The following is a 15,640-nucleotide window of genomic DNA, read 5'->3' as shown; positions in this document are numbered from 1 at the left end:
AGGCTATGGTGGCGTTGGATAAAGGGGCAACCATCGGCTTCGAGCGCTAAGACAATGATATCCCAGGCACGCCACCAGTCGTACTGCGCAACACCATCGGTAACGATGTTCTTCGCCTTGATCGTGGCTTGGTTTACCTTGCTTGCGACATTCTACACTCATCCCACTATCGATATCAGCGTGTCCTCGGCGTTCTTCAGAGGGCCACTTTGCGCTGGGGCTCTTTCCGGGGTCGAATGCGGATATTTCCCGCTTCGTCGAATGGAAGTGTTCAAGGGTATTCGTTGGATGCTCTACCTCCTTCCATACGTCGCCGCGATGCTCATCGTTGTGATGGGATTGATCGGCGCCTTCTCGAGACAGCTGCGGGAACATCTACCGATGACGCGCCTTTTGGTGGCGTTGATCAGTCTTGGTGTCGGACCTGGCCTATTGGTGAATTCGTTCCTGAAGACTTTTTCCGGTAGACCGAGGCCCTTCCAAACGAATCTCTTTGGCGGAAATCTGGATTTTACTGCCGCCGGAACGTTCGTCGGCGAGTGCACCCGAAACTGCTCATTCGTGTCCGGAGAAGCGTCGGGAGCGGGCTGGCTGTTGTGCCTTCTTTTCTTGGTTCCGGCTAATGCTCGCGTGTGGATTGCACCGCCGTTGATTATTGCTTCCACAACCATGGCGGCTTTGCGTGTCGCGGTTGGATCTCACTACGCTTCCGACGCGCTTCTCGGGTGGCTTCTGGCGGTAATCGTATTCATGGGGATGCTTATTTTGGAAAGTAAGATCCTTGCCGGTTGGGATAGAAGTTCAAAAAAGGCGAGCGAGCGTTCTTTGCGGGGCCGGTGGCGTCGAACCTCCGTTGATGGGTCGCAAACAGCCCGCTCTGAAGGATCCTGCAAGCCCCAAGAAGTTGGTGGACTATTTCAGACCCGTTCCCTAAGAGGGGGCGGGGACATCACTTCGGGAGGATAGGCAGAAGTGAGTTCGATATACGACGTGTCCGACTGATTTTGCAAGATTCCAGTGAGTGCGGTGGCCCGATGACCAGCAGAGGGGCGCCGGTCTTCACCTTGTGCCGTTGAAATAGTCCATTCTGAGCTCTGGCCCATTGAGAGGACAGCAACCGTCTCCCAGACGAACAGATTAGGATCGAGGATGCGCACGGTGTGTTCGGCGAGAAACATCGCCCGCATTAGAATGAGAAGGTCAAGCGGGACAAAGACATTCTGCGCCTGTCCGAGCCGCGTCACTCGCAGGAAAGCTTCGGCCAGGGACCAGTCCTTGAGCGGCAGTGCGGCATAGTCGCCAATGATCTCCACAAGGCCGCGGCGAAACTCGCTTCGGTCCAGGTCTCCCCCCAGGATGCCAAGATCTATTGCGGCCTCAAGGAGCCAGTCGGCGTCCTGGCGAACGAAGGCCAAAGCAAAGGCGGCAAGCTTGCGGCGCATGGCCTTGTCAAGAAATCCGACGATCCCGAAATCGTGGAGGCAGAGCCGCCCGTCTTCAGTGATAAGGATGTTTCCCGGATGAGGGTCGCCGTGAAAGACGCCCTATACGAAAATTTGATGCAGATAGGCGTCGACGAAGTTTGCTGCGAGGCGAGGACCGGCGGATTTCAAAGATGCGTCGTCGATCCGCAGCCCGCTGCTCCGCTGCTGTACGATCACGGTCTCTGCGACCAGGTCGTCGACCACATCTGGAATTTCGAGCGCCGGCCAATCGGCGAAGGCCGCCACGAAGTGCCTGACGCTTCTTGCCTCGCGGCAAAAATCTATCTCCTTCAGGAGGTTTGTCCATATCTCCGTGATGATGCGCAGCGGCTGGTAGTGGCGCAGGCGCGGCATGATCACCGTAGCCACGCGCGCCAGCCAGAAGAGTGAACGCATGTCCTGATTGACCTGGCGTTTCAGGCCAGGCCGGCGAACCTTGACGATGACGCTTCGTCCGTCGTGCAAGTGTGCGGCGTGCACCTGCGCGACGGACGCCGCTGCAAGTGGCGTTTCCTCGAAGTCCGCAAACAACTCCGCTAGGGATTTGCCGAGGCCGTGCTCGATTTCTAGCACGGCGACGAGAGGAGAATGCCCTGATGATCACTGCATTGCTGCGTCCGGCCACGCTTGCCACTTTTGTCGCTGTCGCCAGCACCGTCGGCGCCGCCGCACAAACGACCGCGGTCGATCCGCATCATCCCAATCCGACGCTCGCCTGGGCGACGCCACCTTCCGGAATTCAAGGAATGTCATGGCAAGGCAGGCAGCGGAAGGCCCAAAAACATGGATCCGACGGCGTGGCCCACAGACTTTGATCCTGATCAAAGAACTCTGTCATTGTTCGCCTAGAATTCAATCGTTCTGGATCAGCGCAGTTGCTGGATGTCACAAGAGCGCTTGGCTCGTCCAAGTTAGACGGGGCAGTCGGCGGGAGGAGGTTGTTAACATGTCCGTCAGATTTCTCACCGCGTTTCTCAAATCCTCCGGCGAAAACGGCATCGTGATGCTCGAAAGCGGGGGCGAACAAAAGACGGTGCTGGTCGATCGAAAGGCTCTGATGGCGCTTGGATCGCCGCCACGCGCGGATGAAACACGTCTCCAGGAAAACGTGCAGACATTGTGCGATATCGCGGAGGCGAAGCTTCTGCACCCGGTCGCTATGGGGCGGTCCATCCGGATTAGTGAGGCCGACGTGACTGATTGGAAGCGGCGGCACCATTTGCGCTGACATCCCAACGCCTATCTTTCGCAGATGTTATGGGCGCATGTTTGCCCGTGCCAACAGGACGGCGAGACGGTGCCCGAGGAAGTCCAAATATTCATACCTCTGGCCGTTGCCGCCTATGGCGGAATTCGGCACGACCTATCGCAGCCGCCTCACCCCCGCGATTGATTTCGCTTGAGGGGGGACTTGACCCCGGCGTTGTACAGGCGTCCGCGCAAATCTCGACGAACTATTTTGCGAGAGGGCTGTCGAGACATGCGGTGGGTTCAAGCCGGTTCCCGATCGCGACTTTCCATACGCGAGGTCATATGAGGCTAGGTTTGGGACCACTCCGATCATTCGGACCGCCCATTCAGGCGCAGATGCGTTGGCTGCGATGGCGGAGAAGAAATCTTCACAGTTCGTCAATGTGACATGAGGACAGGTAAAAGAGGTACGTGCAAGACGCCATCGGTTGCTCCTCCAAGGACAAAATCTCGCAACCTCGAGTGCCCAAATCCTCCCATCACCAGAATATCGGCGCCAAGTTCCAACGCGGCCTGCTGAATGCTGAGGCCGATGGATGACGAGGTGAACCGAGCTACCGTGGCGCTGGCATTGACACCGCCCGAAACCAAGATCTCAGCAAGATGTGCCCCGGTCGTCTCCGGCAGCGGCTTTTCGCCCGTCAGAGACAACACCGAGACACGCCGGGCCATGCGAATGAGCGGCCTTGCATCGTTGACCGCCCGAGCGGCTGCTCGGCTTCCGTCCCAGGCAATAACCAAATGGTCGATTGGGCCTGCAAGGGTCTTGTTGGGAAAGATGATGGCCGGCCGGCCGGAGCCGAATATCACCGCTTCGGCAATGGTACGGGTATCCGGAACGTCCGGGATACATTCGAGAATAGTCAGATCGAAAAACCGTGCTTCGGCGGCCGCCGTCTCGTGCAATAGAGGCAAGCTGATTTTGACTGTTCGGCAAAATAATCCGATCTTGGCATTCGCTCCGAGATTGGTCGCCGCTTCAACCAGTTTTGCGGCGCGATTTGCGCTCAAAGCTTCGGCCTGCTCGATCATCTTCGGGGTATCCAGCAGCAACGACGACCATTCCTTGGGAATGTGCGGGATCACGACTCTTAATGCGCATACGTGAAGATTTGCGCCACAGTACCCCGCAAAGGCTACAGCGTTGGAAATGATCAATTCAGAACTTGAATAGGGATAGGTCGCTAGCGGAAGAAAATACTGTGCCTTCATGTCCTACTGCACCTCTCGGAGACCGCAACTATTATAATTATCTATCTGTTTTGGCAGCTCGGCATTGATGTAACGCAATTGCGCGAATGCCGAAGAAGCCGACAGGAAGTTCGCACAGGCTGCCTTTTGACTGGAAGTCTTCGTAAGTTGATCGTAGTCAAATCCTTGATGGCCGAGGTCCAGTATTGAATTCGGGAGGACGAGCCTTTGACAATGGGAGCGCGAAGTGAATCAACCACGGCCGAAACCGCGGGGATGCAGCCCAGACTCGCACGCACGCCAAGCTTGGCGCACGCCGTGCTCGTGATCGACATTATACTCTTCTGTTAATCTCGCACTCATCACGTCAAATCGGTTTTGTCTTGGAGACACTCATGGGCAGACTGCATTCCGAACATCACCTGATCTCCCGCATCGGCTGGCTCCGGGCAGCCGTCCTCGGCGCAAACGACGGAATCGTCTCGACGGCGAGCCTGATCATGGGCGTCGCCACCGCGTCGGCGGAACCGTCACAGATCCTGGTGGCGGGCGTCGCGGGTCTGGCCGCGGGCGCGATGTCGATGGCGGCCGGCGAATATGTGTCGGTGAGTTCGCAGGCGGATACTGAGGAAGCCGATCTTGCGCGGGAGCGGATGGAGTTGGAGACGCAGCCCGAAGCGGAGCTCGAGGAACTGACGCAAATCTATGTCAAACGCGGTCTCACCCAAGAGCTGGCCAGGCAAGTCGCGACCCAACTGACCCGTGATGATGCTCTCGACGCGCATTCGCGCGATGAACTCGGTATTGTTGATCACACGGCGGCCCGGCCCGTTCAGGCAGCGCTGACGTCGGCTGCCACGTTCGCCGTAGGGGCCGCATTGCCCCTTCTTACGGTCGTCCTTTCACCCACCTCGATGCTCATCTACACCGTTGCAGCCGCTTCTTTGGCCTTCCTCGCGCTGCTGGGCGCAATCGGTGCGAAAGCGGGCGGCGCGAACGTCTGGCGAGCCACCACCCGGGTCACTTTCTGGGGTGCCTTCGCCATGGCATTGACGGCTGGAATCGGTGCGCTGGTTGGCACTGCGGTCTGAGAGGCGGCCTCAACCCACTCTACCTTTCTACACGCCTGGCTTGTCGGACGAAGTGAGCTTCTTCCGATGCTGCGGTTCGCGTCGCGCAATGAACGAGAAGCCGATCCAAGTTCTCTGGTCGGCGCAGGCTGTTTGGATCCACAATCAGAACGGCTTGGGAAGCCGGCTCTCGCAATATCCGATGTCAAACCTCCGCCACCGCGTCGGCGAGCATCGAGCGGACCTTGCCTGCCAGAAGGCTCAGCCTTTCATTGTCGATCGAATGCATCGACGCGACCGGATCGATGGCGCTCACCACGACCTCGCCGCCACCGACGTCGCGCACGATGACATTGCACGGCAGCATGGCTCCGATCTTCGGTTCCAGTTTCATCGCCTCGAACGCCATGTGCGGATTGCAGGCTCCGAGGATGAGGTAGTCGTCGATGTCGACCTCGATCTTCTTCTTCATGGTTGCCTTGACATCGATCTCCGTCAGAACACCGAAACCGTGCCTTGAAAGAGCGGATTTCGTCCTGCGGACGGCATCGTCGAAACTGGTTGCCGACAAGGTTCTATCCAGCGTGTAGGTCATACGATATCTCCTTTGGCAGTTGGACGTCTCAACATAGACTTTCCGCATCTCTCCTTGAGCCGTTATCATCGCCGAGCATGGAACTGTTTTTTAGGATACGATGAATGCCGGGTTCAAACGTTGCGATGGATCAAACCACAAGCCGCAATGCCGATGAAATGCTGAGGATCGAGCCGCCCGACCCGAGAGCAAGGGTTCTTTCAGTACGATTGGCTCATTTCAGGGCTCATAACCGTTGAGCTTTTGAGCTGGCTGTTTCGCGGCGCCGATCAGCGCGCAAACAGGCCGCATCCGATCCCTTTCGACTGGTCGTGCTCGATGAAGAGAACCGGCAGCCCAAACGTTTCGGCGAGCGCAAGACCACGTGCTTCGCCGAGAACCATCATCGCCGTCGCCCAGGCGTCGGCGCTCATACAATCGCAGGCGATCACGGTAGCGGACGCGGGCGGATGCCTGAGCGGCATGCCGAGGTGCGGGTCTATGGTGTGCGACAGACGGCGGCCGCCGACATCGATCCAGTGCCGATAGTCGCCTGACGTCGCAACGGCGGCATCTTGTAGCACGAGGACGGAATGCGCGGCACGCGTTTCCACGTTTGGCATTTCGACGGCGACGGTCCAGCCGCGACCGTCGGGCTGTGTGCCAAGCGCTCGCAGTTCGCCGTCGATGGCGAACAGGCCGGCTTCGATACCGAGCTGGCGCGCAGCCCGGGTCAGTTGATCGACGCCATAACCCTTAGCGATGCCATTGAGATCGAAGCACATCTCTGAGTGCTTGCGGGCGCGTCCGGCGGCCTTGTCTAGCTCCAGAACATCATAGGCGGGGCTGCGTCTCGCTAGACGGGCGGTCTTGATCCGGCCCTCGCTTGCGTCCGCCGGGCCGAAACCCCAGGCGGAGACGGCGTCACCCATGCCGATATCGAAAGCGCCGCCCGAGGCCTGGCCGATTTTAAGACCCGTTCCCAGCACGGTAAGCAGGCTGTCGGGCAGAGAAACCCATTCACCGGGCTTTGCGGCACTCAAGCGGCTAAGGTCGCTTTCAGGCCGCCAGGTGGACATTTGTTCGTCGACTTCCGTCACGGCGTCGGCCATCGCCTTGCGGGCGCGGTGGACATCGAAATCCGATGGCATGTGAAAGAGGGCTGACCAGCGCGTGCCCATAGTCGGACCGTTCATCGCGTAGCGCGTCATGTCAGTACACGTCCTCGGCATAGCGACCATTGGCTTTCAGGACCGCGAGGTTGAAACCCTGTGGCGCGAGAATGTCGGCGAGCACGGTTGCAACAGCCGCCGCCATGTCCCGACTCCCGCAGATGAGAACCTGACCGCCCGCAGCGATAAGCTTGCCGATTCGCTCGGCATCCTTGCACAGGATATCCTGCACATAGACCGGGTTGGCGGTTCGCGAGAAAGCGGTCGAGACCGAGGTCAGCCGGCCGTCCTTGTTCCAGTTGGAAAGTTCCTCCGCGTAGAGCGCATCGCTAGCTGGATGGCGGGTTCCGAAATAGAGATGCATGGGACGGCATCCCCGGTTTCCGCGGGCAAAGCCGGCTAGCGGACCGATCCCCGCGCCAGCGCCGATGAGGATGACGGGCTTGCGTCCGCGCGCCGGACGGAACGCCGGGTTTGGACGCACGAAGGCCGCAATAGTCTCGCCCGGTTCCAGCGCGGTGAGTTGGTTGGAGCAAAGCCCTCCGACTTGCTTGCGGACACAGATTTCGAGAAAGCCATCTTTCATACCGGAAGCAAGCGAGTAGAATCGCGGCAGATCCGAGCCTTGTGGCACGATGCCGATCAGGTCTCCGGCCTCAAACCGCGAGAAGCCCTTGCCCGTTAGACGCTGCCAAAGCGATATCTTCGGAAGGGCAAAGCGCAGGATGGCGGTTGTCGCCTGTACGCTTGCTCCATAATCGCGGCGAGATATGACCGGCAATCTCCAGGTCTTCGGAGCGGTCGGTTGGTGGTTCAGCTCGAAAACGAGGCCAAGCGTTTCAGCCAGGCGCCGCCCCCAACGGGCGAAATCCTGTGGCGATTGTCGATCTACCGTGTCGAAGGGGCTAAGGACGGCCCAGCCCTTGTCCTCAGCGATCCTCGCGATCTCGGTGGCGAAACCGCAGAAGGCCGGGAAGCTGCGATCGCCGAAACCGAGCACGGCGAGCGGCAGGCCGGGCATTGCCGGCACACGCTCGAAGCGTTCGACGAATTCCTTGGAGGCTGCAGGCGCCGTGCCATCGCCATAGGTGGCGGCGAACAGAATGACACGCCGCGCCTTTGGCCAGTGGGCCGGCTCGAAATTGGACATCGGGCCGACATGAACGCAAAGACCCTGTGCGGAAAGAGCAGTCTGCAGCGTATTGGCGAAGCCCCAGGTCGTTCCGTTCTCACTGCCGACTAGCAGGATCGTATCGGCCTCGTCGGCGGCAACCGAGGCTGCCTTGGGGTTGCGGCGCCCCCTCAGCCAGACAATCATGCCAGTCCAGCCAAGGACGGGTACCGCAAGCGCAGAGAACCCGAGGACGAGCCCAAGCCACGCCACGCCGCGCCCGGTGTGCAGCATGGTCATGAGGCGTGTGACCTTGTCGACCCAGCCGGCGTCAGACCAAGCCAGCAGCGCACCGTTGCCCTGGTCGATGTAAGCTTCTCCTCCTGTTTTCTTGAGTGTGAAAACGTCCGTTGAGTCGCCGGTGGCAGGGAAGTTAAGCGAGAGCAGGTCATCGACCATAGTCTCTTGAAGCAGGGCGACAGAGGTAAGGGCCACGCCGGTCTTGCCGCTGACGTTGGCCGGGAAGGCCGGCGCATTCGCGCCTTCCGGCAATAGCCCGAAAACAGCAGCCGTCATCCAGAACGCGGTGAGCGCGGAGAGGAAGAGGCCGGGCAGGGCAAGGCGTGAGACGACGGCGTGTAAGCGTCCATCGCCGTAGCCGCGAACGGATGTCAGGACGGACCGCCAGCCGCCGGCGCGCCGCGCCATCAGGAATAGCCCGGAGATTGCAAGGGCAAGCACAACCGCTGCACTGCCAGCAGTTATGAAGCGTCCGGGATCGTCCAAGAAAAGCGAACGATGAAGATTGGTCAACCAACGCTCCAGCTCCGAGGTGCCGGCGCTGCCGACCGGCTGGCCAGTGGCAGGGTCGATGACAGCGGAGGCGGGTTGGTCGCCTTCGTAGTAATAGGCGGTGATCCGCCCAGACGGCGCGCGCCTGATCTGTTCGACCGTAGGTTCTGACGCCTGGACTCGCGTGGCGAGTTCCGCGACGCTGATACGCTGCGCCGCAGGTGTGGTGAGCGCCTCTGCGGCTGGGAAGATCGAGAGTGCGGCGCCGCTCAGCGCGACGACGGTGAGAAGGACGGTAGCGATCAGTCCGAAGCAGCGGTGGAGCGAGCGACTCATGACAGGTGTCCCTTCTCCTCAACGCACGTAGGTGAAGGCGGCGATGTAGCGCGTACCTTTCACGTTCTGGCCCGAGCCGCCCGACGTCAGCGGCACCACGATCTCATTCGGACTGTCGCGCATGTCCTCCACGGCGGAATCGATGTGAAGCTGATAGCCGGCATCGAACAGCGTATCGGCAAGGTCGACCGTGACCTTAAGCGAACGACCCGCCCCAACGCTGGCGCCCGTAATGCCGTTGATCTCGCCGATGTCACCGCCGGTGGCACGGTACCAGCCGCCGAGATGCTCGTAGTATCTAGTCTTGCCGCCCGCCATCCAGAGACTGCCGACATACTTGCCTTGCGCATCGGTGACGTAATAGGCAACGTAGGCGCCATCACCGCCGTAGCTGCGCATGTTGGTGGTGAAGGTCACCTCGCGGGCCATGGCAAGGCCGGGAACGGTAAGGGCCGTAGTGACAGCAAGCAGGGCAATGAAGGACTTCATTCTCATTTATCGTCTCCTTGGTCGGACTTGGCGGTTCAGTTCGTCTGGGCGCGCGGCTTGGAGCCAGGCGTGAACAGGCCGTTGCTTGGCGGGGTGGCGTTCTGCTGCTGCAAGACGCCGCCTCGACCGCAGGAATTTTCATCCTCGTCTTCGCAGTCGTCGGCGGCGTAGCGGCCATTGTCGTCATGACGGAGGCGATGTTCCTGGTGATCATCGTCCTCGTTCTCTTGATACCCGGCCAATATGGCCCCAGTGGTCTTCGCTGCGGGGAACGGCATCGCGAGACTGCCCAGGGGGGCGAGAAAGCCTATGCCGGCGCACGCGGCCAGAAGAAGTTTGCGGTATGTCATAAGTGATCTCCAGTTGGGCATCTGACGGGGATTTCGGGCTGATCAATTGCGTCCTAAGCTGACCGCCACCTGACAATTGGCGCGACAGCGCTTCAGGTTCCCGTAAGCTGGCGGGTGGACTACGGGGCCAAAGAGAGGCAGAGAGGAAAGATTGCGATGCGGGTTCTGCTGATCGAGGACGATACGGCGCTTGGTGCGGCCATTCGCGACCAGATCGCCGCCGATGGGCATTCCGTCGATTGGGTCAACCGGCTCGACCAGGCAGGCGATGCGATCGTTGCGGCTGCCTATGATCTGGTGCTGCTCGATCTGATGCTGCCCGATGGGCTCGGCGTTCCCTTCCTGAAGGGATTGCGCGGGCGGGGCGACGTGACGCCGGTTATGATCCTGACAGCGCTCGATCAGGTCTCTGACCGTATTGCCGGACTGAACGCCGGCGCTGATGATTACATGGTGAAGCCCTTCGACCTTGCAGAACTATCGGCCCGCATCGGATCGGTGGCGCGCCGTTATGCCGGCAACCCAAATCCGAACATCACGCTCGGTCCGCTCGCCATCGATCTCGCGGCCAGAAGCGTCGCGTTGAATGGCAAGCCCGTTGCTCTTACGGCGCGAGAATGGGTCCTGTTTGAGGCCTTTCTGCAACGTCCCTCCCAGCTCCTATCAAAGGCACAGCTCGAGGAGCGGCTCTATTCCTTCGATACGGAAATCGACAGCAACGCCATCGAGGTCCATGTCAGCCGGTTGCGCAAGAAACTCGGCGCTCATGTGATCGAGACCGAGCGCGGCCTCGGTTATCGGCTGGGGCAACCGTGAAGATCGGCGCTTCGCTTCAGACGCGCCTGGCACTTGCCATCGGGCTTTCAGTGACGCTTCTGTGGTTGGCGGCGGCGGCGCTCACGGCGCACCGCCTTGGCGGGGAAATGCAAGAGGTGTTCGACGACGGGCTGAAGGCCACGGCGCTGCGCGTTTTGCCGATTGCCCGGCACGACTTGCGTGAAGGCGACGAACGTGGCGATCCTGTAGAACATGATGGTAACGAGGAAGGCGACCATGGCGAGAGGCGCATCGGCCGCGAGGCGCGGTATGGCGAGGACGTAACTTTTGTCGTGCGTGACCGCAACGGGAGGGTTCTTCTCGCCTCCGCAGGCGCGGATGCCTCCATCTTTCCGCCGTTTGTCAAGCCTGGTTTTCTGCGCACCGAAACGCACCAACTCTATTACGATGCTAGCGTCGATGGCGGCCTGACGATTGCCGTTGCCGAACCGCTGGATCGTCGCACGGAGCTTTCCCGCAAGATGCTGCTGGGGCTTCTGCTGCCGTTGATCGTGATGATCCCATTCAGTCTTCTCGCAATCGTTCTGGCGGTGCGCCGTTCCTTGCGCCCTGTACGCTTGCTTCGACAAGAGCTTGCCCGCCGCGGTGCGCAGGACCTGTCGCCCCTACCAGATGGCGGTCTGCCGAGCGAGCTTCGCCCGATCTCGGCAGGCGTCAATCAATTGCTGGACCGTCTGACGGCGGCGTTCAATGCCGAGCGCGCCTTTGCAGCGAACGCGGCGCACGAGCTGCGCACGCCGGTTGCAGGCGCGATCGCGCAGGCTCAGCGCATTCGGACTGAAACCGGCGAGGAATTAACGGGCCAGCGGGCAACAGAGATAGAGACCACGCTGAAGCGACTGATGCGCACGTCGGAAAAGTTGATGCAACTCGCCCGCGCCGAAGGAGGACGGCTGCAAACAGACGAGCCCTCCGATCTGAGACCTGTCCTGGAGATGATCGTCGAGGGTTTCACGCGGACTGGAGAGGGACGGATCCTGCTGACCCTTCCGGAAGAACCGGTTCTTTCCAGGTTAGACCCCGACGCCGTTGGCATTCTGTTTCGAAACCTGATTGAAAATGCGCTGAAACACGGGGCTCAGAATGGTTTAGTCGAGGTCGCGTTGCAGACAGACGGCTTACTTTGCGTCGCCAATGACGGCGCGGTCCTGTCCGCCGATGCCACGGAGAGGCTGGGGAAGCGGTTCGCGCGCGGTGGGGGAAAGGTCGGCGGTAGCGGCTTGGGATTCTCCATCGTAAAGGCAATCGCCGACCGCACAGGCATGAGTTTGAAAGTCGTTTCCCCGAGGCCGCTCAAGCATGAAGGCGTACAGATCCAGGTAACGCTGCCTCTCGCCTGACTTTCGCGGGAACCGACAAAAAGAGACGAACAAAGGAGCTGCCGATCCCTGATCGAGTTTTGACCTCCGGGATTGAGCGCCTGAACTAGCGGCGCTAAGCGCTCTGTCGAGGTGTGGCCAAGAAATCGCCGAAGATTATTTCTCCTTACGACTGCAGACATGCGACGGCATCTGCGACGTGGACGATTTTCCCGAGTATGATATCCGTTAACACGTTTCTATGATCGCATTCTAGCTCAGGCTGAACATCGTGATGCCCACGGCCGCCATGCAGCTGGTGGCCAACCATCCCATTACGGGCAGTCCAAATGAGGCGACGAACTGCCCCGTTTCGTCCTTCCGGAAAACCGTGATCATCATTGCCGCTCGGAGATCGCGCCTTTGAGGACAGCGTTCCAGAAACGGCACCCGTATGATGCTGGCTGGGTCTTGCGTTTGCAAAGTTGCTGAATCGACTGGCTTCGGATCCACGTCTGAAGCTCAATCCGAATTAGCCTGTCTCGACCGTCTCTCCGAGCCGCCCAGCCCCTGCGAGTCGGGCGTCTGAGCCAGGTTCAAATCCTCCGGAAAAACATAGATCCTCTCGAGCATTCGGTCGCGCAGATCCAGTTCGCTGAGGAGGGCTGGGCGACGATCGTCAGGCAGAACCTGTGATGCAAATTCGATCACCGCGCGAAATCGACGGGCGATCTGGAAGTTTTCAGCGCCGTAGAGGCCGATCTCGCTGAAGGTTAACTGCACGAAATCCTCCCAGTTCGTCGTTCTGCAGATCAGCCGCAACTTGCCGGACTTGCTCCTCATCTCATCGCCGAGCAGGTGCCTTCCACTGACGAAGCATAGGAGACGTTGAAGCTGGTCGATCGCAAGGACGGCTGTCGTTGCCTTCGGCGACCATCCGCATCACATCGCTGTAAGGGATATGTGCGATGTCGCGCGAGGCCGCCAGCCAGAATGCGACCGATCCCCCCGATCGCCAGAGCTGTGACCAGATGTCCGATCCGTATGACCCTCTCGCGTTTCATCGCGATTCCGCCTAGCTGATTCCTCACGGCCTCTTTGCATATCCGCTCCATGAATTCCTTGATCTTGGTCAAGGTAGGGCCGCCTTGCGAGCAATTGGCGATAGGTGACGACCGCAGTTTCCTCGCCGAATATTGACACGGATCAAAGACGGGCGAGCGACCGGCCGTAGTATTTATGCGAGGAGGAAGTGTGTCATGTTTGCAAAGATTCTCGTTCCAACGGATGGATCCAGACTTGCGGTCACGGCCGCGGAGAACGCGGTGGCGTTTGCCAGAGACGCGAACGCATCGGTCGTATTCGTCTGCGTCATCGAACCATTTCGCATCTTCACAACGGACAGCGATAAGCTGGCGGCCAGCCGGGAAGACTACGATCGGTTGTCGGATGAACAAGCCGTTCAATTCCTAGACGAGGTCGAGTTGCGCGCTCGTCATCAGGGAGTTACCTGCTATACTGTCAAGCTCCGGAGCGATGAGGTGCACCAAGCCATCATCGAGACAGCCGATCTTCATGGATGCGATCTGATCGCAATGGCATCGCATGGCCGCGGAGGTGTCGCTGCGTTGATCCTTGGCAGCGTTACGAACAAAGTCCTCAGTCATTCGCGTATCCCCGTGCTTGTATATCGATGAAGGGATCGGGGATTTTATCCGCTAACGGGAGAACCGAAATGATCCAAAACACCGACAAGATCTATCCCATTCCCTCGAATCTCCCGGCTGTTGCAGCGGCGGAGAAGTTTCTGGAAGCAGGTGTAGGCTTTCAGATCCAGGCCTTGAGCACTGCCTCGCGCCTCCAGATCGAGTCCTTTAGTTTTCTGATGCGCCGTTACCAGCAGCATGTGAGGCTCGTTGGTGATCTTGTTGGCAGTGCAGGAAGAAACGACGCGCTCGATGTCATCGGCGATTTCGTTCGAGTTGCTAAAACCGATTACGCTAGCGAAATCAGCAATATGCTCATGATTGGTTCGAAGCTGGCCTCGGAGGCAGCACATCGCATAGAGGAGGAAGCCGCTTCGGGATTGGAAGACATGGCCGCTCGAACTGTCGCCTAGCCTTCCTTTCCTCCTCCCTGGCGACAATGTCAGGAGGCCCATGCAACGATATCGCAGACCTAATTCGCCTGCATGTTTGCCTGACTGGCATTTGCCGTGCTCGCGTCACGGATAAGCTCGTATTTCACCTGGGTTACCTTCAAGTCGCGATACCAGTCGACGAGCGCTCCCCAGGGGTCCGACACTTTGTTGAGGCCCGCAATGAAGGCGACGACAGTCCCAATCTCGATCTTGCCCGTTATGACATAATAGCCCCCAAGCGCGAATATTCCGGCAAAACCGAGCTGAAACATCAGGTTCATCAGGAAGTTGAGCGCGTACTTGAGCTTGTAGATGCTCATGTTGGTCGAAAATAGTCGTTGGACGCGGGCTGCCTGGTGCTTCGGCGAGTTCGGCGAAGTATGGTCGACCATCTCCTCACTGAGGTGTCGCATGACGGTGATCTTCGTCTTGACCCGCTGATTGATTAGCCCTTGGAGAACAGGAACCAGGACGGACTGCGGGACGAATACGGCGATGACGGCTAGAGCAAGGAGCGGCTGAAGGTAGATCATGTAGCTACCGACTGCCAAAAGGATGCCCGCCTGTAGGATTGGCTCCGAGATGCTGGTGCCGACAAACCCACCCACAGGTTCCGCCTCCGCGAGCACGATCGACATTTCGACGCCTTCGGCCAAGGTGGTAAGATCATCGGGATGGCGTTCTCTCGTATCGATGACCGCCATGCGAAGCCAACGAATGGAAACTTCTCCGATCCAGCCGCGGTAGACGTTCAAAACAAGCTTGATCCCACCTTCGCTCAGGACGAGCGCCAGGTAGGCGAGCACGAGTACGAGGATCGTGTTCAGAGTCGCTCCCTGTGTCGCGCCGTTTACGATGCGTCGTTGAACCTCGAGCGGCAGAATTCCCACGGCGAACAAGAGAACCGACAGCAAAACCAACATTGCCTGATGGCCCCGTCCCATCATCGAGATGAACCCGGAAAGCCTCCGCGGCATGGCGTCTTCCTTGCGAGATAGCATATTCGCCTCCGTGTCTGCCTGTGCGGGCGCCTCGTGTCGTCTCCCCTCAAATCCAATCGAGCGTCCTCCTGAGGGGACATTCAGCCAGATCCGGGCCCTCGCTTCATTGACTCACCGCAATTTCGCTGGCGGTCGGTAGGGCACGCGGAGATCGAGCACCTATTCCTACAAGCCCCATCATCGGACAAACCAGTCCTTCGCCAGTGTGCGAGGATTGCATAGAGAAAGAGGATTGCCGCCAGCATTGGCCAGTACAGAAGAGGCAGGGACACGAAGCCCAGCGCGCTTCCGACGCCAGTAAAGGGTAGGAAAACGCGGACGCCCGCGATGAGGAGGCTCGTTGTCACCAGGGCCGGGTTGGCGGAGCTTTCGACGAACGGAATGCGGGAAGTCCGTATGATATGTATGACCAGAGTCTGCGTCAGCAGCGACTCCACGAACCATCCCGTTTGGAATAGGGCAGGGTTCGTCCACGCCTTGAACACTAAGCGGGGATGCCGTTCGGGCAATCGAAGATCTCCGCATGCTCGGCATAAAGCATATT

Annotated in this window: 16 protein-coding genes and 2 pseudogenes; 8 read left to right on the top strand and 10 right to left on the bottom strand. The window is 59.4% G+C overall.

Going from position 1 to position 15,640, the window contains the following annotated elements:
• Positions 1 to 54 precede the first annotated feature (54 nt).
• Positions 55 to 966 (top strand): phosphatase PAP2 family protein, encoded by a 912-nt coding sequence (locus IB248_RS13725; RefSeq protein ID WP_246733763.1) that lies wholly within the window; start codon positions 55 to 57, stop codon positions 964 to 966.
• Here the strand turns inward: IB248_RS13725 and IB248_RS13720 are convergent.
• Positions 918 to 2,057 (bottom strand): annotated as a pseudogene (locus IB248_RS13720) (AarF/ABC1/UbiB kinase family protein). The gene IB248_RS13725 and the pseudogene IB248_RS13720 sit on opposite strands and share 49 nt — an antisense overlap.
• A 23-nt stretch (positions 2,058 to 2,080) precedes the next feature.
• On the opposite strand from IB248_RS13720, the gene IB248_RS13715 reads away from it, so the two are divergent.
• Positions 2,081 to 2,299 carry a hypothetical protein gene (locus IB248_RS13715; protein WP_169683010.1) on the top strand — a complete coding sequence of 73 codons (219 nt, stop codon included), beginning with the start codon at positions 2,081 to 2,083 and terminating at the stop codon, positions 2,297 to 2,299.
• A gap of 131 nt (positions 2,300 to 2,430) precedes the next feature.
• Positions 2,431 to 2,712, top strand: coding sequence for a hypothetical protein (locus tag IB248_RS13710; protein WP_169683008.1), 282 nt, complete (start codon positions 2,431 to 2,433; stop codon positions 2,710 to 2,712).
• A 401-nt stretch (positions 2,713 to 3,113) separates the two neighbouring features.
• Here the strand turns inward: IB248_RS13710 and IB248_RS13705 are convergent, their stop codons facing one another.
• Entirely contained in the window at positions 3,114 to 3,947 is an 834-nt protein-coding gene (locus IB248_RS13705) for a universal stress protein (RefSeq protein ID WP_169683006.1), read from the bottom strand.
• 374 nt (positions 3,948 to 4,321) lie between these two features.
• On the opposite strand from IB248_RS13705, the gene IB248_RS13700 reads away from it, so the two are divergent.
• Positions 4,322 to 5,017 carry a VIT family protein gene (locus IB248_RS13700; RefSeq protein WP_113164025.1) on the top strand — a complete coding sequence of 232 codons (696 nt, stop codon included), beginning with the start codon at positions 4,322 to 4,324 and terminating at the stop codon, positions 5,015 to 5,017.
• A 184-nt stretch (positions 5,018 to 5,201) separates the two neighbouring features.
• Here IB248_RS13700 and IB248_RS13695 read toward each other — a convergent pair whose 3' ends face one another.
• The 5 genes from IB248_RS13695 to IB248_RS13675 form a co-directional block, all read right to left on the bottom strand.
• Positions 5,202 to 5,591, bottom strand: coding sequence for a DUF302 domain-containing protein (locus IB248_RS13695; RefSeq protein WP_169683004.1), 390 nt, complete (start codon positions 5,589 to 5,591; stop codon positions 5,202 to 5,204).
• Positions 5,592 to 5,860: 269 nt separating this feature from the next.
• A complete protein-coding gene (locus IB248_RS13690; RefSeq protein WP_192241088.1) occupies positions 5,861 to 6,781 on the bottom strand; it encodes an FAD:protein FMN transferase in 921 nt (306 codons plus the stop codon).
• A gap of 1 nt (position 6,782) precedes the next feature.
• Positions 6,783 to 8,981, bottom strand: coding sequence for a PepSY domain-containing protein (locus IB248_RS13685; RefSeq protein ID WP_169683000.1), 2,199 nt, complete (start codon positions 8,979 to 8,981; stop codon positions 6,783 to 6,785).
• A gap of 18 nt (positions 8,982 to 8,999) precedes the next feature.
• Positions 9,000 to 9,470, bottom strand: coding sequence for a DUF2271 domain-containing protein (locus tag IB248_RS13680; protein WP_025662080.1), 471 nt, complete (start codon positions 9,468 to 9,470; stop codon positions 9,000 to 9,002).
• A 35-nt stretch (positions 9,471 to 9,505) separates the two neighbouring features.
• On the bottom strand, positions 9,506 to 9,820 hold the full coding sequence (locus IB248_RS13675; protein WP_169682998.1) for a hypothetical protein: 315 nt from the start codon (positions 9,818 to 9,820) through the stop codon (positions 9,506 to 9,508).
• Between the two features lie 156 nt (positions 9,821 to 9,976).
• On the opposite strand from IB248_RS13675, the gene IB248_RS13670 reads away from it, so the two are divergent.
• Positions 9,977 to 10,636: a response regulator transcription factor gene (locus IB248_RS13670; RefSeq protein WP_169682996.1), complete on the top strand. Its 660-nt coding sequence runs from the start codon at positions 9,977 to 9,979 to the stop codon at positions 10,634 to 10,636.
• Entirely contained in the window at positions 10,633 to 11,997 is a 1,365-nt protein-coding gene (locus IB248_RS13665; RefSeq protein ID WP_169682994.1) for an ATP-binding protein, read from the top strand. Before IB248_RS13670 ends, IB248_RS13665 begins: the two co-directional genes overlap by 4 nt.
• A gap of 480 nt (positions 11,998 to 12,477) precedes the next feature.
• Here IB248_RS13665 and IB248_RS13660 read toward each other — a convergent pair.
• A pseudogene (locus IB248_RS13660) lies at positions 12,478 to 12,864 on the bottom strand (DUF2254 family protein); the annotation flags it as partial.
• Positions 12,865 to 13,214: 350 nt separating this feature from the next.
• Between IB248_RS13660 and IB248_RS13655 the strand changes: the two are divergent.
• Positions 13,215 to 13,652, top strand: coding sequence for a universal stress protein (locus IB248_RS13655; protein WP_169682992.1), 438 nt, complete (start codon positions 13,215 to 13,217; stop codon positions 13,650 to 13,652).
• A gap of 38 nt (positions 13,653 to 13,690) precedes the next feature.
• Positions 13,691 to 14,074 carry a phasin family protein gene (locus tag IB248_RS13650; protein WP_113164022.1) on the top strand — a complete coding sequence of 128 codons (384 nt, stop codon included), beginning with the start codon at positions 13,691 to 13,693 and terminating at the stop codon, positions 14,072 to 14,074.
• A 59-nt stretch (positions 14,075 to 14,133) separates the two neighbouring features.
• Here IB248_RS13650 and IB248_RS13645 read toward each other — a convergent pair whose 3' ends face one another.
• Complete coding sequence (locus IB248_RS13645) at positions 14,134 to 15,072, bottom strand: ABC transporter ATP-binding protein (protein WP_113164021.1); 939 nt, start codon at positions 15,070 to 15,072, stop codon at positions 14,134 to 14,136.
• 104 nt (positions 15,073 to 15,176) lie between these two features.
• Positions 15,177 to 15,533, bottom strand: coding sequence for a hypothetical protein (locus IB248_RS31340; RefSeq protein WP_312867251.1), 357 nt, complete (start codon positions 15,531 to 15,533; stop codon positions 15,177 to 15,179).
• Between the last annotated feature and the right edge of the window lie 107 nt (positions 15,534 to 15,640).

It is taken from the genome of Rhizobium sp. RHZ01 (assembly GCF_014851595.1).
Classification (GTDB): domain Bacteria; phylum Pseudomonadota; class Alphaproteobacteria; order Rhizobiales; family Rhizobiaceae; genus Rhizobium; species Rhizobium altiplani.
This window is presented reverse-complemented; position numbering and strand designations above follow the sequence as displayed.